The sequence below is a fragment of the Rathayibacter caricis DSM 15933 genome (assembly GCF_003044275.1).
Taxonomy (GTDB): Bacteria; Actinomycetota; Actinomycetes; order Actinomycetales; family Microbacteriaceae; genus Rathayibacter; species Rathayibacter caricis.
This window is the reverse complement of record NZ_PZPL01000001.1, coordinates 1-20,934: the sequence shown is the minus strand read 5'-3', so window position 1 is coordinate 20,934 and position 20,934 is coordinate 1. Positions and strand designations below refer to the sequence as shown.

Genomic DNA, 20,934 nt, shown 5'->3' with positions numbered 1-20,934 from the left:
GAAGCACGTGGACACACGCGCGCGCATCATCACCGGCGGCTTGAGGGCCGCCGTCGTCCTGTCCGTCACCGCAGCGGGGGTGCTCGTCGGAGCAGGGCCCGCTGCCGCCGGCGAGAAGGACGGGATCCCCGCCAACGGCGGCACCGTCGAGGTCGACTTCGGCCCGGAGTCGGCGGGCCGCCTCGCCGTGGCCGGCTTCCAGGTCCCCGGTTCGGGTGGCTCCGTCGGCTGGACGACCACGACCCTCGACGCCGACGGCACGGGCACCCTCACGACGTACTCCGGTCCTGTCGACGTGTACCTGACGGACCCCGAGAACCCGCGGGACGATCCGCCCGCCACGGTCTACGAGGTGGCCGCCTACCGCGGAGAGACCGTGACGTGGACGATCGACGCCGACACCTACGAGGAGACCCTCGTCGGCGAGGCACCGATCCCGACCGCGCCGAGCCTCGAGGCGCTCGAGAACGGCGGCCTCATCGCGGTCGGCGACTACGACCTCGCGCCGGCGCAGTACGAGAGCGGCGTCGCCTTCGACCTCACGGTGAGCGGACTGCAGTTCAGCGACGAGACGCCGGGCGACCTCGACGGGCTCGCCGTCACGAGCCACATCTACTCCGAGCCGACGCAGATCGGCACGTCCGTGATCGCGGGCGGGGCGTACACGCAGACCATCCCGGCGGAGTACACGGACGAGCCGCACACCTACGCCTCGTTCGACGAGTACGGCCGGCTGATCGCCGCCGCCTCCCTCGACGGCGGCGCTCCCGGCGAGGGGCCCGCGGTGCCGCCCACGGCCGAGCCCACGCCGACGGCCGCTCCGACCCCGACCGGGACTCCGACGGCCGCTCCGACGCCGATCGCCACCTCCGCGCCTGCTCCGGCTACTCCGACGGCCGCGCCGTCACCGACCGTCACACCGACGGCCGTCGCCGGGGCGCCGCGCGGCACGACCGGACGAGGCACGCTCGCGAGCACCGGATCCGACGCCTCCGGCCTCGCGCTCGGCGGTGCAGCACTGCTCCTGGTGGGCGCCGTGTCGCTTCTCGCCGTGAAGCGCCGCGCCTCGCGCGCCTGATCCGAGCCGAGCACGCGAAGGGGGAGTCCGGGCATCCGTCCGGCCTCCCCCTTCGTCGTCCCTGAAGCCTCAGGCCGGCACGGCCGTGCGCGCGAGCAGCTCGGCGATGCGGCCGGTGCAGCCGCCGCAGCCGGTGCCGGCCCTCGTCGCCGTGCCGATGCACGCGACCGTGTCGTGGCCGGCGGCAGCCGCCTCCGTGATGGTGCCGGCCGAGACGCCGTTGCACCAGCAGACGGTGGCGTCCGGAGCGAACGGGTCACCGGTCGGGGCGGCCCCCGCATCCGGGGCGTCCAGCCGCAGGAGGCTCGAGCGGTCGGCGGGCAGCTCGGAGCCGCGCTCGAACAGCAGGGTCAGCTCAGCGCCCACACGCGGCAGGCCGACCGAGACGAAACCGCGGAGCACGCCGCCGACCGTCACGAGCTTCGCGTAGCCGCCGCGAGCGGGGTCGGCCCAGACGGTCACCTCGGCGTGGTCGGCGCACGAGGCGGAGTGGGGTGTCACGTCCCACGGCTCGGGGGTCGGGTCGCCGCCCGCGACGAGGTCGACGCCCTCGGCCTTCAGCATGACCACGGCCTGGCGGGCCTCGGGCACGCGCTCGTCGGCCGCGCGCCCGGCCGCCTCGGCGGTGATCCGGGCGGCGAGGCGGTCGGCCTGCTGCCAGCCGGGTCCGATCAGTCCGCTGGGCCCGCCCTCGACGCGGCCGTCGGGCAGAGCGGAGCCGCGCGGGGCGACGTGCGCGCAGTCGCCGATCGCGTAGACGTCCGGGTCGCTCCAGCTGCGCTGGTGCTCGTCGACGAGGATCCCGGTGGAGACCGCGAGGTCGGCACTCGCCGCGAGCTCGGTGCGCGCGCCGACTCCGCAGGACAGCACGAGCAGGTCGCCCTCGATCTGCTTGCCGTCGGCGCAGACGAGCGCCTGGAAGTGCGCGCGGCCGAGGTCGTCGTGGGCCAGCAGGATGCTCTCGGAGCGGGCGTGCGACACCATGTCGACGCCGGCCGCGCGGGCCGCCGAGGCGAGCATCCGCCCGCCGCCGTGATCGAGGTTGCGCCCCATGGGGATGTCGCCGTGGTAGACGACGACGACCTCGGCGCCCTGCTCGGCGGCGGCGAGCGCGAACTCCACTCCGAGCACTCCCGCTCCCAGCACGACGATGCGCGAGCCGGTGCGGACGGCCTCGCGGACGACGTGCGCGTCGGCGAGGTCGCGGAGAGCGACGACACGGTCGGGCAGCGGACTCGCGCCCTGATCGAGGGTCTCGGGGGAGGCCGACCGCACCCGGCGGTCGCGGCGCGAGCGCTCCATCCCGGCGAGCGTGGGCACGTTCGCCCGGGCACCGGTGGCGAAGACGAGGCGGTCGTAGGCGAGGCGCTCGTCGTCGTGCAGGCGCACGACGTTCCGCGCGCGATCGAGGCCGACGGCGGCCGCGCCGAGGCGGAAGACGACTCCCGCCGCCTCCGCCGTCGCCCGGTCGCCGAGGTCGAGGCGGTCGCGTGCGGCCCGGCCGACGGCGTACTCGGCGAGCAGCACCCGGTTGTAGGCGTCCTCGGGCTCGGCGCCGACGACCGTGAGGGCGACGGACCCGGCGCGGACGGCGGGCAGCAGCTCCTCGACGAAGCGCGCGCCGACGGGACCGTAGCCCAGGAGCACCACGCGCTCGGGGGTCTCAGACGGCATCGGGTACTCCTTCCGCGCGGACCCAGACGCGGGTGCGCTTGAACTCCGGCATGGACGAGATCGGATCGACGACCGCCTCCGTCAGCAGATTGGCGCACTGGCGCCCCGCGTAGTGGAAGGGCAGGAAGACGGTGTCGTGGCGGATGTCGGCGGTGACGCTCGCGCGGGCGGTGACGACTCCGCGCGCGTTGCCGATCGAGACGGGGGCGCCGTCGCGCACGCCGAGTCGCGAGGCGGTGGCCGGGTGGATCTCGAGCCGCGCCTCGGGGCGGGCCGCGTCGAGCTCGGCGACCCGGCGGGTCTGCGTGCCCGACTGGTACTGCTGCAGGTAGCGCCCGGTGATCAGCGTCAGCTCGTCGCCGCGGTCGACGACGGAGCGGTCGGCGGCCGAGACCGCGACCAGCCGCGCGCGGCCGTCGGGGTGGCCGAAGCGCTCGCCGAAGAGGCGCGGGGTGCCGGTGCTGCCGACGGGGTAGGGCCAGTAGGCCTCCGCTCCCGTGTCGAGCAGCGCGTGCGAGAGTCCGGAGTAGTCGGCCGGGCCGCCGGCGGAGGCGCGCGCCAGCTCGTCGAACACCTCCGACGGCACGGTCGACCAGGTCGAGGGCGCGTCGAGGCGGCGGGCGAGCTCGCTCAGGATCCAGAGCTCGCTGCGGACGCCCGACGGCGGCTCGAGGGCGCGGCGGCGGCGCAGCACCCGGCCCTCGAGCGAGGTCATGGTGCCCTCCTCCTCCGCCCACTGCGGCACGGGGAGGACGATGTCGGCGAGCGCCGCCGTCTCGGAGAGGAAGAAGTCGCAGACCACGAGGGTGTCGAGCGCCTCGAGCCCTGCCCGCACCGCGTCGACGTCGGGCGCCGAGACGACCACGTTCGAGCCGTGCACGAGGAGGCACTGGACGGAGCGGCCGAGTTCGCCGAGCAGCGCGACGGCCGGCAGTCCGGGCCCCGGGATCGACGCCTCGTCGACTCCCCAGATCCCGGCGACGTGGCGGCGCGCCTCCGGATCGCGGATCGAGCGGTAGCCCGGCAGCTGGTCGGCCTTCTGGCCGTGCTCGCGGCCGCCCTGCCCGTTGCCCTGGCCGGTGAGGGTGCCGTAGCCCGAGCCGGGGCGGCCGACGAGGCCCAGGATGAGGGACAGGTTGATCGCCGCGGTGGCGGTGTCGGTGCCGTCGACGTGCTGCTCGACTCCGCGGCCCGTGAGCACGTAGGAGCGGCCCTCGGCGAGCCGCCGCGCGGTGCGGCGCAGCAGCTCGACCGGCACGCCGGTGACGGAGGAGGTGCGCTCCGGCCACCACGACGCGACGCTGCGGCGGACCGCGTCGAAGCCGGTCGTCCGCGCCTCGAGGTACTCCGCGTCGGCGAGTCCCTCCGCGAGCACGAGGTGGGTGAGCCCGAGCAGCAGGGCGAGGTCGGTGCCGGGAGCCGGCTGCAGGTGCGTTCCCGCGCCGTCCTCGGTGAGGCGGGCGGTGGCGGAGCGGCGCGGATCGACGACCACGAGACCGCCGCGCGACCGTACCCCCGCGAGGTGCGCCAGGAACGGCGGCATGGTCGCCGCGACGTTCGAGCCGAGCAGGAGGATCGTGTCGGCCTCGTCGAGATCGGCCACCGGGAACGGGAGCCCGCGATCGACTCCGAACGCCCGGTTGCCGGCCGCCGCGGCCGAGGACATGCAGAACCGGCCGTTGTAGTCGATCCGCGAGGTGCCGAGGGCGAGGCGGGCGAACTTGCCCAGCTGGTACGCCTTCTCGTTGGTGAGACCGCCGCCGCCGAAGACTGCGACCGCGTCGGCGCCGTGGCGGTCGCGGGTCGAGACGACCGCCTCCGCCACGGCGTCCAGCGCCCGCTCCCACGTCACCTCGGCGAAGGAGCCGTCCGCGCCGCGCATCAGCGGAGCGCGCAGCCGCTGCCCGCTCGCGAGCAGCTCCGCCGCCGTCCAGCCCTTGGCGCACAGCCCGCCCCGGTTCGTCGGGAACTCCCGCCCGGCGACGGCGATCGGCGTCGGTGCGTCGACCGGCGTCAGCGTCATCGCGCACTGCAGCGCGCAGTAGGGGCAGTGGGAGTCGACGCCCGCGGGGGCGGACGGTACGGCGGCGGTCTCCATGCCTAGATCCTGGTCCCCGTCGTCGCGGCGAGGCGGAGGTAGACGCCCGCCGTGATCGCGAGCATCACCGCGTAGGCGCCCACGAACCAGCCCAGGGCCGTCGTGTAGTCGCCGAACTCCGTCTTCGAGAAGCCCAGGAGCTGCGGGATGACGAAGCCGCCGTAGGCGCCGATGGCCGAGATGAGGCCGAGGGCGGCGGCCGCCTTGCGCTGGGCGCCGACGCCGTCGCTGCCCGACTGGCGGGCGCGCAGGGCGAAGACGGTGGGGATCATCCGGTAGGTCGCCCCGTTGCCGATTCCCGCCGCGGCGAACAGCACGAGGAAGCCGAGGAGGAACAGCCAGAAGCTGCCCAGCGGGAGCGTCGCGACGACTCCGACGATGCCGGCGCCCATCGCGATGAACGCGACGATCGTGACCGGCGCCCCGCCGAAGCGGTCGGCGAGGCGGCCGCCGTAGGGACGGGAGAGCGAGCCGACGAGGGCGCCGAGGAACGCGAGCGTGAGGGTCGCGGAGCCGACGGCGAAGGTCGAGTACTCGGGGAACGTGTCGGCGATGAGCTTGGGGAAGACCCCGGCGAAGCCGATGAAGGAGCCGAAGGTGCCGATGTAGAGCACGGCCAGGATCCACAGGTGCGGCTCGCGCAGAGCGGCGAGGGAGGCGGCGACGTCGGCCTTGGCGGTCGAGAGATTGTCCATCCGCTTGTAGGCGCCGATCATCGCGACGACGATCAGGGGCACCCAGATCCAGCCGGCGAGCGGCAGGTTGACGGTCGCCGCGGCGCCGATCGTGATGGCGATCGGCACGATCAGCTGCGCGACGGCCGCACCCAGGTTGCCGCCCGCGGCGTTGAGCCCCAGTGCGTAGCCCTTCTGGGCGTGCGGGTAGAAGAAGGTGATGTTCGCCATGGAGCTGGCGAAATTGCCGCCGCCGAAGCCGGCGAGCGCCGCGATGAGCAGCATCACTCCGAAGGGCGTCTCGGGGTTCCCGACCGCGAGCGCCAGCCCGATGCTCGGGATGAGCAGGAGCGCCGCCGAGACGATGGTCCAGTTGCGTCCGCCGAAGCGGGGGACCATGAAGGTGTAGGGGATCCGGAGCGTCGCCCCGACCAGGCTCGGCATCGAGATCAGCCAGAAGATCTCGCCCGTGGTGAAGTCGAAGCCCGCCGCGGGCAGTTGCACCACGACGACCGACCAGAGCTGCCAGACGACGAAGCCGAGGAACTCGGCGAAGATCGACCAGCGCAGGTTGCGGCCGGCGACCGAGCGCCCCTCCGCCTCCCACTGAGCGGGGTCCTCGGGGTCCCAGCCGTCGATCCAGCGGCCGGGCCGGCGGGTGATGCCGGAGCCGAGTGCGGCGGTGGCGGGGGCGGTGGTCGGTGGTGCAGCAGTCATCGTGGTCCTCCGGGGAAGGGTCGGCGCGCGCGGGGGCGCGCTCGGGAAGGGGAGGTGGAGCGGTGGTGGTGCTGGGGGAGCGGAGTGCTCAGACGTGGCGCCCGAACAGCTCCGAGACGATGTCGACGAGCTCGCGCGCGGGCGGGTCGACGGCGGTGAGAAGAGGGGCGGACGCGACGTCGGCGCCCGCGGAGGCGGCCAGGCCGGCGAAGTAGCCGGGGCCAGGAGGTAGGTCGAGACGACGACGCGCGCGCCGGGGTGCGCCGCGCGCTCGGCGGCGACCGCCTCGGCGACGCGCGGCTCGGCGGCCGAGATGAACGAGACGCTCACCTCGCGGCCGAGCTCGGCGGCGAGCAGGCGCCCGGTGGTCCAGCAGTCGGCGACCGCCCCGGCGTCGCTGGAGCCGGCGGCGGCGAGCACGATCCGGTCGCCCTCGCGAAGGCCCGCCTCGTGCAGGCGGCGGGCGAGGACCGTCGCGAGCCGCGGATCCGGCCCGAGCGCGCCGGTGACCCGCACGGGTCGCTCCGCCTCGGCCGCGGCCTCGGCGAGGTCGACGTGCACGTGGTAGCCGGCGCTGAGCAGCAGCGGCACGACGACCGCGGCACGGCCGGGCTCGAGCGTGCCGAGGGTCTCGGGCACGTCCGGCTGCTGCACGTCCACGAAGGAGTCGAGCACGTCGAGCGCGGGGTTCGCGGTCCGCACCGCGTCGACCAGGGCGGCGACGGCGCGACGCCCGTCGTCGTCGGAGGTGCCGTGCGAGGCCGCGACGAGAGCGGTCCGCTGGGCCACCTCGATCACGCCGTCCGACTCCCGCACGCCCCACGTCGCGAGGTGCAGCGATTCGGAGGTGTAGCACCGCCCGGTCTCGAGGTCGAAGACGTCCTTGTGCAGCGGCGAAGCGATGGTGGCGCGCTGGACGCCGTCGACGTTCCGCGAGCCGACGATGCCGCGCGAGAGCACGGCGGCCCCCGTCGCGGGGTCGAGGTTCGAGACGGCGAAGACGCGTCCGTCGGGGAGGAGGAAGAGCGCGAGCTGGACGCCGCCGACGAGCGCAGCCTCGCCCCAGAGCGGCTCGAGCTCGAGGCGGTTGCAGACGGGGACCCAGGTCGTGGTCGACGAAGGGGAGCGGGTCAGGTCGAGGAGTGTCATGGTCCCGCCTTCTCGATCGAGGATCCCGCAGCCGATCGGAGGCGGTGAAGGACACGGTAGGGACCCCGCGTTTCAGCCGATGACGTCTGCGGTGTCCCGGGCGTAACGAAGCTCTCACGACCGCTCCGCGGCACCGTGAGACGCCCGTCACAGAGCGTTACGTCCGGGCAACGGCGGGGAAACGGCGCCTGCCTACGGTGGACCCCATGACAACCGCAGGAGCGAACCCCGCCGCCGACGCCCCCCGACGCGTGCTCGTCGTCGGCGCCGGCCCCGCCGCGCACCGCCTGGTCGACGCGCTCGTCGCGCGGGCCGACTCCGCTCTCGACATCACCGTCTTCGGCGAGGAGGTGCACCACCCCTACGACCGCGTCGCGCTCTCGAAGCGGCTCGAGGGGCGCGTGGACCTGACCCTCGGCGACGGCGCCCTGTGGGAGTCGGCGCGGCTGATCACCTCCTCCCGCGTGGTCGCGATCGATCCGGAGCACCCGCGGGTCGAGCTGGCGGACGGCCGGTGGTTCGAGGGCGACGAGATCGTCCTGGCGACGGGCTCCTCCGCCACGGTGCCCCCGATCGCCGGTGCCGAGCACGGCCGGGTCTACCGCACCCTCGAGGACGTCGACTCGCTCGTCGCCGACCTCGCCGCGTTCCAGGAGCGCAAGGGCCGCCCGGCGAACGTGGTCGTGGTCGGAGGAGGGCTGCTCGGCCTCGAGGCCGCGGGCGGCGCCCACCGGCTCGGCGCGCGCACCACGCTCATCCACTCCGGCCGCTGGCTGATGAGCGCGCAGCTCGACGAGGGCGCGGGGCAGGCGCTCGGCCGCATCATCTCGGCGCAGGGCATCGCGCTGCACCTCGGCAACCGGCCCACCGAGATCCTCACCTCGCCCACCGGCACCGTGCTCGGCGTCACCCTGACCGACGGCTCGAGCATCGGCGCCGACCTCGTCGTCTTCTCGATCGGCATCACCGCCCGCGACGAGCTGGCGCGCGCGGTCGGCATCGATGTCGCTCCGCGCGGGGGAGTGGTGGTCGACGACGCCTGCCGCACCAGCCGCGAGCACGTCTGGGCCATCGGCGAGGTCGCCGCGATCCAGGGCCGCACGGTCGGCCTGGTCGCACCGGCCAACGCGATGGCCGAGGTCGTCGCCGACCGGCTGCTCGGCGGCGACGCGACGTTCCCCGGAGTGGACGACGCCACCAAGCTCAAGCTCTCGGGCGTCGAGGTGGCCAGCTTCGGCGACGCGCTCGGGGCGGGCGAGGGCGCACTCGAGGTCGTCTACGCCGACCCGGCCCGCGGGCTGTACCAGAAGATCGTCGTCTCGGACGATGCGAAGACCCTGCTGGGCGGCATGTTCGTCGGCGACGCGGGGCCCTACTCCTCCCTCCGCCCGCTGCTGGGCCGCGAGCTGCCTGCCGAGCCCAGCGCGTACCTCGCGGCGGCCGGGGCGGAGGCGCCGAGCGGCGACCTGCCCGACGACGTGCAACTCTGCTCCTGCAACAACGTCTCGGTGGGCGAGGTGCGCCACGCCATCGGCGAGGGCTGCACCGAGCTCGGGCCGCTGAAGGCCTGCACCCGCGCCGGCACGCAGTGCGGCTCCTGCGTCCCCCTGGTCAAGAAGCTGCTCGACACCGAGCTCACCCGCGCCGGAGTGGAGGTGTCGCGCGCCCTCTGCGAGCACGTCTCGCTCAGCCGCAGCGAGCTGTTCGAGTCGGTGCGGATCCTGGGCCTGCACTCGGCCGAGCAGGTCATGGAGCGGTTCGGCTCGGGCCTCGGCTGCGACGTCTGCAAGCCCGTGATCGCCTCCGTCCTCGCGACGCAGACCAACGCCTACATCCTCGACAAGGGCCAGGCGCCCCTGCAGGACACCAACGACCGGGCGCTCGCCAACATGCAGAAGGACGGCACGTACTCCGTCGTCCCGCGCATCCCGGGCGGCGAGATCACGCCCGCCAAGCTCAAGGTCATCGCCGAGGTCGCCGAGCAGTACGGCCTCTACACGAAGATCACCGGCGGCCAGCGGATCGACATGTTCGGCGCCCGCCTCGAGCAGCTCCCCGAGATCTGGACCCTGCTGGTCGACGCCGGCTTCGAGTCGGGCCAGGCCTACGGCAAGTCGCTGCGCACGGTGAAGTCGTGCGTCGGATCGGCGTGGTGCCGCTACGGCGTGCAGGACGCGGTCGGCATGGCGATCTTCCTGGAGGAGCGCTACCGCGGCCTGCGCTCCCCGCACAAGTTCAAGCTGGGCGTCAGCGGATGCGCGCGCGAGTGCGCGGAGGCGCGCGGCAAGGACATCGGCGTGATCGCGACCGACACCGGCTGGAACCTCTACGTCGGCGGCAACGGCGGCTACCAGCCCGCCCACGCGCAGCTGCTCGCGCAGGACCTCGACGACGCCACGCTCGTGCAGTACATCGACCGCTACGTGATGTACTACGTCCGCACGGCCGAGCGCCTCCAGCGCACGGCCCGCTGGCAGGAGGACCTGCCCGGCGGCCTCGACCACGTGCGCGAGGTGGTCTGCGAGGACTCGCTCGGGATCGCCGCCGAACTGGAGGCCGCCATGGCGACCCACGTGGACACCTACGTCGACGAGTGGGCGGCGACCCTGGCCGACCCCGACCGGCTGCGGCGCTTCCGCTCGTTCGTGAACGCGCCTGACACGGCGGATCCGCGGGTCTCGACGGTGCGGGAGCGCGGGCAGATCCGGCCGGCGGGGAGCGACGAGCGCTCCGACGGGCCGGTGCTGGTGGCGGGGACGACGATCCCGGTCGGGCCGGTGAGTGTCGTGGGGCCGCCGGCGTCGCTGGCGGCGTCCGCTTCCGCTTCGGTGAAGGAGTCCTGATGCAGCTCTCGCTCGATCTGACCGGCCGGCGCGTGCTCGTGGTGGGCACCGCCTCCGGGACCCGCCGCGTGCTCGCCCGCTACCGCGCCGCGGGGGCGGTCGTCGAGCGGCGCGAGGCCGACGACGCGCTGCCCGTGCGGCTCGCCTCCGTGTCGCTCCTGGCCGCGGGATGCCCCGCGCTCCTCGTCTGGGTCGAGGGGGCCGCCGAGCTGCGCGCCGCCGCCTCCGCCGAGGCCGGTCGGCACGGGATCTGGACCGTCGACGAGGCCGGCGCGCCCCACCGGCCCCTCGGGCACGTGAGCATCGTCGGCGGCGGCCCCGGGGACTCCGATCTGATGACGCTCGCCGCGCACCGCGCGCTGCGCGAGGCGGACGTCGTGCTCTACGACCGCCTCGGCCCGCACGACGGCCTCGCCGACTGGGCGCCCGGAGCCGAGCTGATCGACGTCGGCAAGACCCCCGGCCACCACGCCGTGCCGCAGCACGAGATCGAGCGGCTGATGGTCGCCCGCGCGCTCGACGGCCTGGACGTGGTGCGGCTGAAGGGCGGCGACCCGTTCGTGTTCGGCCGCGGCTCCGAGGAGGTGCGCGCCTGCCGCGTCGCCGGCGTGCCCGTCACGGTCGTGCCCGGAGTGACGAGCGCGATCTCGGTACCGGCCGCCGCGGGCATCCCGGTCACGCACCGCGAGGTCAGCCGCGCGTTCACCGTGGTCTCGGGCCACGCCCCCTTCAGCGAGGAGGAGCTCGGGCACCTGGCCGGGCTGGGCGGCGCGCTCGTCGTCCTCATGGGCGTGAACACCCTCCCGCACCTGGTCGCCGGGCTGCAGCGCGCGGGCATGACCGCCGGGATGCCGCTCGCGATCGTCGAGCGCGGCTGGTCGCACGCCCAGCGCACCACGATCACCTCCGTCGGCGAGGTGATGGGGCTGCTGGCCGACCTCGCCCCGCGCTCTCCCGCGGTCATCGTCATCGGCGAGGTCGTGCGCCAGGCCTCGTGCGATGATTCTCAGGATCCCGAGAGCATCGCCCGCGCGGTCGATGCGCTGACGACGTGAGAGCCCGAGGGGGCCGCCGATGAGCACCACCGACGCACCCGACTCCGACGCCTCCTCACCGGGATTCCGGCCCGACCAGCTCGTCGGCTTCCGCATCGGCGTGACCTCCGACCGCCGCTCCGAGGACCTCATCGCCGCCTTCGAGCGCCGCGGCGCCGACGTCACCCACGCGCCCACCATCCGGATGCGCGGCATCGACACCGAGGGCGTCCTCGAGGACGAGACCCGCGCGATCGTCGCCGGGCGCCCCGACGTGCTGCTCGCGACGACCTCCTACGGCATGCGCCGCTGGCTCGAGGCGGCCGACGCCGCGGGCCTCGGCGACGAGCTCACCGACGCGCTCTCGGCCGCGCGGATCCTCGTCCGGGGTCCGAAGGCCCGCGGAGCCGTCCGCGCCGCCGGCCTCGACGACCACGGCATGAGCGAGCGCGAGACCACCACCTCCCTCGTCGACCTGGCCCTGCGCGAGGGCGTGGACGGCCGCACGATCGCGGTGCAGCTGCACGGCTTCACCGATCCGCACCAGCTCGAGCGCCTGACCGACGCGGGCGCGACGGTCCTCACCGCCGCCCCCTACCGCTGGAGCGTGCACGAGGACTCGGCGCGGGTCCTCCGCCTGATCGAGGCGATCTGCTGCGGCGGGATCGACGCCGTCACCTTCACTAGCGCCCCCGCGGTCGAGGCCCTCTTCACGGTCGCCGAGGCCGCGGGCCGGCTCGACGCCCTGCAGGCCGCGTTCCGCGAGACGGTCGTCGCCGCGGCGGTCGGCCCCGTCACTGCGGCACCGCTCGTCGAGGCGCAGATCCTGCCGATCGTCCCCGACCGGTTCCGGATGGGCGCCCTCATCCGCCTGCTCTGCGAGCACCTCGAGCAGAGCGCCCCGCGCATCGAGACCGCGTACGGACCCCTCGAGCTCCGCGGCCGCCACGCCGTGCTCGCGGGGGAGCGGGTGCCGCTGACCCCGGTGGCGCTGGCGCTGTTCCGCACCCTGGTCGCCGCCGAGGGCGCGACCGTCGCGCGCGGCGTGCTCGCCGCCTCCGCCCCCGAGGCGCTCGACGACCACGCGGTCGACGTCGCGATCAGCCGCCTGCGCCAGTCGCTCCCGGAGCCGCGCCTCGTCGCGACGGTCATCAAGCGCGGCTACCGCCTCGCGACCCCGCTCTGACCGCGCGCTTTCCAACTGCGCTCGCACCCCGCGACCGGTCGCGTACCGGGGTCTCCGGGCGCTCGAGCGCCCGGTTCGCGTCCACTCGTCGTTCGCGCCTCTGGCGAGTGGCCGCGTATCGGGGTCAGCGTGGGGTGCAGCGCCCGGTTCGTGTCCTCTCGCGTCTGCCGTCGATCGTGAGTGGTCGTGCGGCGGGGTCTGCGCGGGGTAGGGCGCCCGTTTCGCGTCGTCTCGTTTCTCCCGATCGTCACGAGTTGTCGAGTGTCGGGGTCTACATGGCTCGGGGCACCCGGTCCGCGTCCACTCGCTGCTCGGGTCCGTGCCGCTGTCACGACGAGGGACGCCATCCGCCCGCGAGGAGCGCCCGACGGACGCGGGCGGCGCAGCCGAGCGGGTCCGCGTCGAACGAGGCCGAGGCGATGCGCACCACCGTCCATCCGGCCGCCGCGAGCCTCTCGTAGCGGATCAGATCGCGATCCCACTGCCCGCGGTCCGTGCGGTGGTGATCACCCTCGTACTCCACGACGACACGCCACCTCCGGTAGAGCAGATCGACCCGGCCGATCCTCCCGAGGGCGTCGAACAGCTCGACCTGCAGTTCGGGCTCGGGGAGTCCCGCGGTCACGAGGACGAGGACGAGGCGGAGTCGGGTCTCGCGCCGCGACTCCGCTCCCTCGCGGACGAGGGCGAGCGCGCGACGAACGGCGCGTGATCCGCGGCCCTCGAGGCGCTCCACGCGGCGCTGCAGCTCGGGTAGGGGCACCCACGGTCGGGGATCGCCCGTCCGCGGCTTCACGGGAGAGAGGACGAGCGCATCCCCGACCGCGACCAGATCCTCCAGCCGGAGCACGTCGCCGAGCTGGCAGAAGACGCTCGCGCCGTCGGCCAGGAGCAGCCCGCCCCGGCGCACGGCGTTCAGCTCGGGGTCCGCGAGCGAGCTGCCCACGAGCCCGCGCCCCCGTGGGGCGCGCGCCGGATACCGGACCGCGACGTGCAGCGGTTCGTCCGGAGGTTCGCTCGGAAGATCCAGCGGCCAGAGCCGAGCGGCGGTCAGTCCGCAGAACACGGAGCGCCGCATGATCGTCGCGTACGCCGTGGCGCGCTCGAGGACGCTCGTCACGGCTCCGGCCGGTGCCCGCACTCCGCGGAAGGGGATCGCCAGATCGGACGCGCGGAGCCGGTCCTCCGTCACGCCGGCGGCCCGCGCCTCCTCCACCGAGAAGGCGCGTCCGCGCAGTTCGAGCGGGAGGGGCGCGGGCCGGGGCATCGCGTCATCGTGCCCGATGTGCGGCTTCGGCGAGCGCGTTCTCCACAGGCCGGCGTCGATCGGCCGCGAACCGGGCTGTGCGAGGCGCTCGGAGCCCGTTTCCTGCCGAGTGGCGGGCCGAGCGCGGCTGCCAGAATGGGGCGCATGAGCAGCGCAGCCCTCCGTGTCGTGATCGCCCCCGACTCCTTCAAGGGGTCCGCGACGGCCGTCGAGGTCGCGGAGGCGCTCGCCGAGGGCTGGAGCGAGGAGCGTCCCGGAGACGAGGTCGTGCTCGCTCCGATGGCCGACGGCGGGGAGGGGACGGTCGACGCGTTCGAGGTCGCGGTCCCCGAGGCGGCGCGGCACACGCTCACCGTGACCGGGCCCGACGACCGGCCGGTCGAGACCTCGTGGCTGCTCCTGCCCGACGGCGCGGCGGTCGTCGAGCTCGCCTCCGCCAGCGGGATCACCCTGCTCGACCCGCTCCGCCCCCTCACCGCGCACACCCGGGGGTTCGGGCAGGTGATCGCGGCCGCTCTCGACGCCGGGGCGCACTCGCTCCTGCTGGCGATCGGCGGCAGCTCCTCCACCGACGGCGGAGTCGGTGCCCTCCGCGAGCTGGGCGCGCGCTTCCTCACCGTGTCCGGGCACGGGATCGGCGACGGCGGAGGCGCCCTGCACGACCTCGCGGCCGTCGATCTGCACGCGCTGCGGCGGGTGCCGGCCGGCGGCGCGCTGATCCTCAGCGACGTGACGAACCCGCTGCTGGGCGAGTCCGGAGCCGCGCACGTGTTCGGGCCGCAGAAGGGCGCCTCCCGCGACGACGTGCTGCGGCTCGACGACGGGCTGCGGCACGTGGCCGCGCACCTCGACGCCGATCCCGAGGAGGCGGGCACGGGGGCGGCCGGCGGCACCGGATTCGGCCTGCTCGCGTGGGGCGCCCGGCTCGCCCCCGGCTCGGCCGCGGTGGGCGAGGCGCTCGGACTCCCCGCGCTGATCGACGGCGCCGACGTCGTGCTCACGGGGGAGGGGCGCTTCGACGCCCAATCGAGGGCGGGGAAGGTGCCGTCCTACCTCCTCGGGCTGGCGGAGGAGGCCGGTGCGCGGGCGATGCTGGTCGCCGGAGCGATCCAGGCGCCCACCACGGGCTTCGCCGCGGCGGGCTCCCTGGTCGAGGCCGCGGGGTCGGCCGCGGCCGCGATCGCGGACCCGCTGCCGTACCTGAGGGCAGTGGCGCGGGACCTGGCGCGCCTGGCCTGAGAGCTCTCGGCCGCGCTTCCGGTGTCGGTGGTGCGGCCTACCGTTCGAGCATGATCCCGGACGTGCGACGACCCCTACATATGGTGGTGGGCCCCTGCCTCCGACCCCGGATGTCGGGAACAGCGACACGCCGACGAGCGTTGTACACAGGGAACGCCGGGAGCCTCTCCACAGCGGTGGACAACTCCGGGCGATCCGCGTCCTCACGCGGATCCGCGGGCCTCGGCCTGTGGATGAACGGGGGACGAACCGGTGGATAACTACACGAATGTAACTACTAGCCCTAGTGGGCTCCCGCCGGGCGCCCCCCTATATGTAGTATTGCTGAGCAGGTCGGGGCGAGCGCCCCTCCGGCGCCCAGCACCACCCCAGACGTACCATTCACGACCGTCTCCCACCCCGATCGGCACGCCGACGGAACGCTTCGGAGCCGGCCCAGGACACCCTCCCGGAAAGGACGACACGCATGGCCGTGACGGTCTACACCAAGCCCTCCTGCGTTCAGTGCACGGCGACCTACCGCGCCCTCGACAGCAAGGGCATCGACTACGAGGTGTTCGACCTCTCCGTCGACGAGAAGGCCCTCGAGGCCGTCAAGGCGCTCGGCTACCTGCAGGCGCCCGTCGTCATCACCGACGACGACCACTGGAGCGGCTTCCGCCCCGACAAGATCGCGACCCTCGGGGCCTGACACCCCTCGCCGCCCGCGTCCCTCCCCGATGCGGCGGCCCCACGCTCCGCCGGTCCGGGTGGGCAGGTTCTGCCCCGGACCGGCGGAGGATCCGAGTCGCGAGGCTCGGGTCCTCACCGGAACGACCGCCACGACGCCCCGCAGGGCACCCGGAGGAGGAGCACGCGATGAGTGAGCTCGTCTACTTCTCCAGCAGCTCGGGCAACACGCACCGCTTCATCGAGAAGCTGGGGCGGCCCGCGCAGCGCATCCCGCTGCACTCGCACCGCGACGGCGCGAAGGCCGAGACGCTCCACGTCGACGAGCCGTACGTGCTCGTCCTGCCGACCTACGGCGGCGGGATCGACGGGGGAGCGGTGCCCAAGCAGGTCATCCGGTTCCTGAACCAGCCCCGCAACCGCTCCCTGCTCCGCGGCGTCATCGGCGCCGGCAACACGAACTTCGGCGAGGCCTACTGCCTCGCCGGCGACATCATCGCGAGGAAGTGCGCCGTGCCGCACCTCTACCGCTTCGAAGTATTCGGAACCCCTGACGACGTCCGCGCCGTCGACGAAGGATTGGACACGTTTTGGACGCAGCAGTGATCGACGCCCCCCGGGACGCCGCGCAGATGGACTACCACTCGCTCAACGCGATGCTGAACCTGTACGGCCCGAACGGAGAGATCCAGTTCGACAAGGACCGCGAGGCCGCTCGCGAGTACTTCCTGCAGCACGTCAACCAGAACACCGTGTTCTTCCACTCCCTCAAGGAGCGCCTGGACTACCTGGTCGAGAAGGAGTACTACGAGCAGGCCGTGCTCGATCAGTACTCGTTCGAGTTCATCCAGCAGCTGAACGACCTCGCCTACTCCAAGAAGTTCCGCTTCGCGACGTTCCTCGGCGCCTTCAAGTACTACACGTCGTACACGCTCAAGACGTTCGACGGGAAGCGCTACCTCGAGCGCTTCGAGGACCGCGTCGTGATGACCGCCCTCGGACTCGCCCAGGGCGACGAGAAGCTCGCCGTCGCCCTCGTCGAGGAGATCGTCGCCGGCCGCTTCCAGCCCGCGACCCCCACGTTCCTCAACACGGGCAAGGCCCAGCGCGGCGAGCTCGTCTCGTGCTTCCTCCTGCGCATCGAGGACAACATGGAGTCGATCGCCCGCGGCATCAACTCCGCGCTGCAGCTCTCCAAGCGCGGCGGCGGAGTGGCGCTCTCGCTCTCCAACATCCGCGAGGCCGGCGCCCCGATCAAGCAGATCGAGAACCAGTCCTCGGGCATCATCCCCGTGATGAAGCTCCTGGAAGACAGCTTCAGCTACGCCAACCAGCTCGGCGCCCGCCAGGGTGCGGGAGCCGTGTACCTCTCGGCGCACCACCCCGACATCCTGCGCTTCCTCGACACCAAGCGCGAGAACGCCGACGAGAAGATCCGCATCAAGACGCTGTCCCTCGGCGTCGTCGTGCCCGACATCACGTTCGAGCTCGCGAAGAACAACGAGGACATGTACCTCTTCTCGCCGTACGACGTCGAGCGCGTCTACGGCCTGCCCTTCGGCGACATCTCGATCTCCGAGAAGTACCGCGAGATGGTCGACGACCCGCGCATCAAGAAGACCAAGATCTCGGCGCGCGAGTTCTTCCAGACCATCGCCGAGATCCAGTTCGAGTCGGGCTACCCCTACATCGTGTTCGAGGACACGGTGAACAAGGCGAACCCGATCAAGGGCCGCATCAACATGTCGAACCTGTGCTCCGAGATCCTGCAGGTCAACACCCCGACGACCTACAACGAGGACCTCTCCTACGCCACCATCGGCAAGGACATCTCCTGCAACCTCGGCTCGATGAACATCGCGCTGACCATGGACTCGCCCGACTTCGGCCGCACCATCGAGACCGCGATCCGCGGCCTCACCTCGGTGTCCGACCAGTCGCACATCACCTCGGTCCGCTCGATCGAGGACGGCAACGACAAGTCGCACGCCATCGGCCTGGGCCAGATGAACCTGCACGGCTACCTCGCCCGCGAGCGCATCCACTACGGATCCGAGGAGGGCATCGACTTCACCAACATCTACTTCTACTCGGTGCTGTTCCACGCCCTGCGCGCCTCCAACAACATCTCGATCGAGCGCGGCACCACCTTCGAGGGCTTCGCCGACTCGAAGTACGCCTCGGGCGAGTTCTTCGACACCTACACCGAGAAGGAGTGGGCTCCCGCCACCGAGCGCGTCGCCCGCCTCTTCGCCGAGGCCGGCATCGCCGTCCCCACCCAGGACGACTGGCGCTCACTCAAGGCCTCGGTCATGGAGCACGGCATCTACAACCAGAACCTGCAGGCCGTCCGCCGACCGGCTCGATCTCGTACATCAACAACTCGACGTCCTCGATCCACCCGATCGCGTCGAAGATCGAGATCCGCAAGGAGGGCAAGCTCGGCCGCGTCTACTACCCGGCGCCGTTCATGACGAACGACAACCTGGAGTACTACCAGGACGCGTACGAGATCGGCTACGAGAAGATCATCGACACCTACGCCGCGGCGACGCAGCACGTCGACCAGGGCCTCTCGCTCACCCTGTTCTTCAAGGACACCGCGACCACCCGCGACATCAACCGCGCGCCAGATCTACGCCTGGCGCAAGGGCATCAAGACCATCTACTACATCCGTCTCCGCCAGCTCGCGCTGGAGGGCACGGAGGTCGACGGCTGCGTCAGCTGCATGCTGTAGCGTCCGCCGCTGCCCCTTTCGACACCTCTGCACGACCTATCCGCACGAAGAAGAGATCATGACTCCCCCTGAGAAGCTCAAGCTGGTCAGCCACGTCAACGCCATCAACTGGAACCGCATCCAGGACGACAAGGACGTGGAGGTCTGGAACCGCCTCACGAGCAACTTCTGGCTGCCCGAGAAGGTCCCGCTGTCCAACGACATCCAGTCGTGGAACACGCTGACCCACCAGGAGCAGCAGCTCACGATGCGCGTGTTCACGGGCCTGACCCTGCTCGACACCATCCAGGGCACGGTCGGCGCGGTCTCGCTCATCCCCGATGCGATCACCCCGCACGAGGAGGCCGTCTACACGAACATCGCGTTCATGGAGTCGGTGCACGCGAAGAGCTACTCGTCGGTCTTCTCGACGCTGTCCAACACGCAGGACATCGACGAGGCGTTCCGCTGGTCCGTGGAGAACCCGAACCTTCAGAAGAAGGCCGAGATCGTCATGGACTACTACCGCGGCGACGACCCGCTGAAGCGCAAGGTCGCCTCCGACGCTGCTCGAGTCGTTCCTCTTCTACTCCGGCTTCTACCTGCCGATGTACTGGTCCTCGCGGGCCAAGCTCACCAACACGGCCGACCTCGTGCGCCTCATCATCCGCGACGAGGCCGTGCACGGCTACTACATCGGCTACAAGTTCCAGAAGGGCCTCGAGCGCGTCGACCAGGCCAAGCGCGACGAGATCAAGGACTACACGTTCTCGCTGCTCTACGAGCTCTACGACAACGAAGCGCAGTACACGCAGGACCTCTACGACCAGCTCGGCTTGACCGAGGACGTCAAGAAGTTCCTGCACTACAACGCCAACAAAGCCCTGATGAACCTCGGCTACGAGCCGATGTTCCCCAAGCAGGTCACCGATGTGAACCCCGCGATCCTGTCGGCCCTCTCGCCCAACGCGGACGAGAACCACGACTTCTTCTCGGGCTCCGGCTCCTCCTACGTGATCGGCAAGGCCGTGAACACCGAGGACGAGGACTGGGACTTCTAGGCGTCGACACCACGTCCGGTCCTCCACGGCGAACGGCCCCTCCCCGACACGGGTGAGGGGCCGTTCCTCGTTCGCACGGGGGTGAGGTGGTCAGCCGTCGAGGAGCGCGGCCCGGATCGTGCGGAGCAGAGCGGGGGCGTGCTCGGTCACGGTCGCCCACAGGCGCTCGTTGTCGAGCGCGGAGTAGTGGTGCGCGGCGATGTTCCGTGTCGCTCGCAGCCCTTCGACCGCGTCGCTGGGCAGCTGTGCGACGACGGCGGCCGGCAGGTCGCGGTGCACCAACTCGGCGAGAGTGATCAGGGCGAGCGCGCCGATGTCCCTGCTGTCCGACACCGGGCGGACGAACTCGGCCTCGCCGTCCCGGGCGGCACGATCGAGGCGGGAGAGGAGCCGATCCGCCTCGAGGATCAGCCGGGAGCGCTTGTCGGTGTCGTCGGCGGGACGTCGGGGGCGGCCGGTGAAGCGGTTCGGCGTCGTGCCTCCCTCGTCCGGCGCGGTCACAGCGGCACCGCCTCGCGGCGGATCGCGGCCACGACGTCGTCGTCAGGGCTGTCGATCACGACGTCCACCGGGAATCCGAGGAGCTCCTCCGCGCGACCGCGGAACGCGGCCAGGCGGAGGAAGTCGATGGAGGGATCCGCCGCGGCGAGCAGGTCGATGTCGCTCCGCTCGTCGTCCGAGCCCCGGGCAGCGGATCCGAACACCCGGACGTCGCTCAGTCCGTGGTCCGCGGCGAGCTGCCGGACGTCGTCGGCGAGGTACTCCAGGACGATCGACGGGCGGAGCCGGGCGGCCGGAGGACTCGCTCGAGCAGTTCCGGGCTCGGGCGTCGCGACCCGGCTTCGATCGCGGCGATGTTCGGCTGGCGCAGGCCGCGGCGGCCGCGAGCGCCGTCTGGGACATCGCGACGTCCTCGCGGGCGCGCCGCAGGACGGCACCGAGAGGGAGGCGGTCGAGGTTCACGACCGCATCATATCGCCGTGGTATGTCAGAGCGGCAGGCGCATCAGCACCCCGCGGAAGCCGTTCAGCACGGAGGTGGTATCGGCTGCCCAGGAGAAGCCGGCGCGCTCGAAGAGGGCGCGGGTCCCGACGTACGCCATTGTCTGCTCGACCGTCGCGCCGTGGTTGTCGACCGGGTAGCCCTCGATCGCCGGAGCGCCGTGAGACCGAGCGAAGTCGACGGCTCCCGCGAGCAGGGCGTGCGAGATGCCGCGGCGGCGGAAGCCCGGCGGACGCGGATGCACCAGACGGTCCACACATCGAGGTCGTCGACGTGCGGGATCCTGCGGTTCTTCGCGTAGCTCGTGTCGGCGTGGCGGTGCACGGCGGCCCAGCCCGCCACCTCGTCGCCGTCGTAGGCGAGCACGCCCGGCGGGGATCCTGCGCCACCAGTTCGCGCATCCGTTCGCCCCGCGCAGGACCGCGGAGTGAGGTGTTCTCGGTGGAGGAGCGCAGCCGGTAGCTCAGGCACCAGCACACGCTCGCATCCGCTCGCTTCGGCCCGTTCATCGTCGCGACGTCGTCGA

General features: G+C 72.5%; 13 protein-coding genes and 4 pseudogenes. 9 read left to right on the top strand and 8 right to left on the bottom strand.

All coding sequences use genetic code 11. The features are described 5' to 3' along the window. Nucleotides 1-7: 7 nt before the first annotated feature. Nucleotides 8-1,078, top strand: coding sequence for an LPXTG cell wall anchor domain-containing protein (locus C1I63_RS00080; RefSeq protein WP_107573294.1), 1,071 nt, complete (start codon nt 8-10; stop codon nt 1,076-1,078). 69 nt (nt 1,079-1,147) lie between these two features. Here the strand turns inward: C1I63_RS00080 and C1I63_RS00075 are convergent, their stop codons facing one another. From C1I63_RS00075 to nirD, 4 genes and pseudogenes are all read right to left on the bottom strand, one after another. Next, nucleotides 1,148-2,752, bottom strand: a complete 1,605-nt coding sequence (locus C1I63_RS00075; protein ID WP_107573293.1) for an FAD-dependent oxidoreductase — start codon at nt 2,750-2,752, stop codon at nt 1,148-1,150. Next, nucleotides 2,742-4,850, bottom strand: a complete 2,109-nt coding sequence (locus tag C1I63_RS00070; RefSeq protein WP_107573292.1) for a molybdopterin oxidoreductase family protein — start codon at nt 4,848-4,850, stop codon at nt 2,742-2,744. The genes C1I63_RS00075 and C1I63_RS00070 overlap by 11 nt, the downstream gene beginning before the upstream one ends. A gap of 2 nt (nt 4,851-4,852) precedes the next feature. Next, nucleotides 4,853-6,241 (bottom strand): MFS transporter, encoded by a 1,389-nt coding sequence (locus tag C1I63_RS19585; protein ID WP_170116273.1) that lies wholly within the window; start codon nt 6,239-6,241, stop codon nt 4,853-4,855. Nucleotides 6,242-6,763: 522 nt separating this feature from the next. Continuing rightward, nucleotides 6,764-7,390: pseudogene (gene nirD / locus C1I63_RS20035) on the bottom strand (nitrite reductase small subunit NirD); the annotation flags it as partial. Nucleotides 7,391-7,596: 206 nt separating this feature from the next. Between nirD and nirB the strand changes: the two are divergent. The 3 genes from nirB to C1I63_RS00050 are packed head-to-tail and all read left to right on the top strand — an operon-like array spanning nt 7,597 to nt 12,453. Continuing rightward, the gene (nirB, locus tag C1I63_RS00060) at nt 7,597-10,233 is read left to right on the top strand and encodes a nitrite reductase large subunit NirB (RefSeq protein WP_107573290.1); all 2,637 of its coding nucleotides are present in this window, start codon (nt 7,597-7,599) and stop codon (nt 10,231-10,233) included. Further along, on the top strand, nt 10,233-11,288 hold the full coding sequence (gene cobA, locus C1I63_RS00055) for a uroporphyrinogen-III C-methyltransferase (RefSeq protein ID WP_107573289.1): 1,056 nt from the start codon (nt 10,233-10,235) through the stop codon (nt 11,286-11,288). Before nirB ends, cobA begins: the two co-directional genes overlap by 1 nt. 19 nt (nt 11,289-11,307) lie before the next feature. Then, nucleotides 11,308-12,453, top strand: a complete 1,146-nt coding sequence (locus C1I63_RS00050) for a uroporphyrinogen-III synthase (protein WP_107573288.1) — start codon at nt 11,308-11,310, stop codon at nt 12,451-12,453. A gap of 328 nt (nt 12,454-12,781) precedes the next feature. Here C1I63_RS00050 and C1I63_RS00045 read toward each other — a convergent pair whose 3' ends face one another. Continuing rightward, the gene (locus tag C1I63_RS00045; RefSeq protein ID WP_211315534.1) at nt 12,782-13,720 is read right to left on the bottom strand and encodes an endonuclease domain-containing protein; all 939 of its coding nucleotides are present in this window, start codon (nt 13,718-13,720) and stop codon (nt 12,782-12,784) included. Between the two features lie 144 nt (nt 13,721-13,864). Here C1I63_RS00045 and C1I63_RS00040 point away from each other — a divergent pair, with 144 nt between their 5' ends. The 5 genes and pseudogenes from C1I63_RS00040 (at nt 13,865) to nrdF (ending at nt 19,406) form a co-directional block, all read left to right on the top strand. After that, nucleotides 13,865-14,959, top strand: a complete 1,095-nt coding sequence (locus tag C1I63_RS00040; protein ID WP_107573287.1) for a glycerate kinase — start codon at nt 13,865-13,867, stop codon at nt 14,957-14,959. Nucleotides 14,960-15,425: 466 nt separating this feature from the next. Further along, the gene (gene nrdH / locus C1I63_RS00035; RefSeq protein ID WP_055791091.1) at nt 15,426-15,650 is read left to right on the top strand and encodes a glutaredoxin-like protein NrdH; all 225 of its coding nucleotides are present in this window, start codon (nt 15,426-15,428) and stop codon (nt 15,648-15,650) included. 167 nt (nt 15,651-15,817) lie between these two features. Continuing rightward, entirely contained in the window at nt 15,818-16,234 is a 417-nt protein-coding gene (gene nrdI / locus C1I63_RS00030) for a class Ib ribonucleoside-diphosphate reductase assembly flavoprotein NrdI (protein ID WP_107573286.1), read from the top strand. 26 nt (nt 16,235-16,260) lie between these two features. Then, nucleotides 16,261-18,366 (top strand): annotated as a pseudogene (gene nrdE / locus C1I63_RS00025) (class 1b ribonucleoside-diphosphate reductase subunit alpha). Between the two features lie 58 nt (nt 18,367-18,424). Further along, nucleotides 18,425-19,406 (top strand): annotated as a pseudogene (gene nrdF / locus C1I63_RS00020) (class 1b ribonucleoside-diphosphate reductase subunit beta). Nucleotides 19,407-19,496: 90 nt separating this feature from the next. Here the strand turns inward: nrdF and C1I63_RS00015 are convergent. The 3 genes and pseudogenes from C1I63_RS00015 to C1I63_RS00005 all read right to left on the bottom strand — a co-directional run. Continuing rightward, nucleotides 19,497-19,907, bottom strand: a complete 411-nt coding sequence (locus C1I63_RS00015) for a HepT-like ribonuclease domain-containing protein (protein ID WP_107573285.1) — start codon at nt 19,905-19,907, stop codon at nt 19,497-19,499. Next, the gene (locus tag C1I63_RS20225) at nt 19,904-20,344 is read right to left on the bottom strand and encodes a nucleotidyltransferase family protein (protein ID WP_107573284.1); all 441 of its coding nucleotides are present in this window, start codon (nt 20,342-20,344) and stop codon (nt 19,904-19,906) included. Before C1I63_RS20225 ends, C1I63_RS00015 begins: the two co-directional genes overlap by 4 nt. Before the next feature lie 50 nt (nt 20,345-20,394). Continuing rightward, nucleotides 20,395-20,934, bottom strand: a pseudogene (locus C1I63_RS00005) (GNAT family N-acetyltransferase); the annotation flags it as partial.

What these genes read in the sequence shown, in the direction of transcription:
- nrdH (WP_055791091.1), top strand. Translation starts at nt 15,426, where the DNA reads ATGGCCGTGACGGTCTACACCAAGCCCTCCTGCGTTCAGTGCACGGCG.
- nirB (WP_107573290.1), top strand. Translation starts at nt 7,597, where the DNA reads ATGACAACCGCAGGAGCGAACCCCGCCGCCGACGCCCCCCGACGCGTG.
- cobA (WP_107573289.1), top strand. Translation starts at nt 10,233, where the DNA reads ATGCAGCTCTCGCTCGATCTGACCGGCCGGCGCGTGCTCGTGGTGGGC.
- C1I63_RS00045 (WP_211315534.1), bottom strand. Translation starts at nt 13,720, where the DNA reads ATGCCCCGGCCCGCGCCCCTCCCGCTCGAACTGCGCGGACGCGCCTTC.
- C1I63_RS00050 (WP_107573288.1), top strand. Translation starts at nt 11,308, where the DNA reads ATGAGCACCACCGACGCACCCGACTCCGACGCCTCCTCACCGGGATTC.
- C1I63_RS00070 (WP_107573292.1), bottom strand. Translation starts at nt 4,850, where the DNA reads ATGGAGACCGCCGCCGTACCGTCCGCCCCCGCGGGCGTCGACTCCCAC.
- nrdI (WP_107573286.1), top strand. Translation starts at nt 15,818, where the DNA reads ATGAGTGAGCTCGTCTACTTCTCCAGCAGCTCGGGCAACACGCACCGC.
- C1I63_RS19585 (WP_170116273.1), bottom strand. Translation starts at nt 6,241, where the DNA reads ATGACTGCTGCACCACCGACCACCGCCCCCGCCACCGCCGCACTCGGC.
- C1I63_RS00075 (WP_107573293.1), bottom strand. Translation starts at nt 2,752, where the DNA reads ATGCCGTCTGAGACCCCCGAGCGCGTGGTGCTCCTGGGCTACGGTCCC.
- C1I63_RS00040 (WP_107573287.1), top strand. Translation starts at nt 13,865, where the DNA reads ATGAGCAGCGCAGCCCTCCGTGTCGTGATCGCCCCCGACTCCTTCAAG.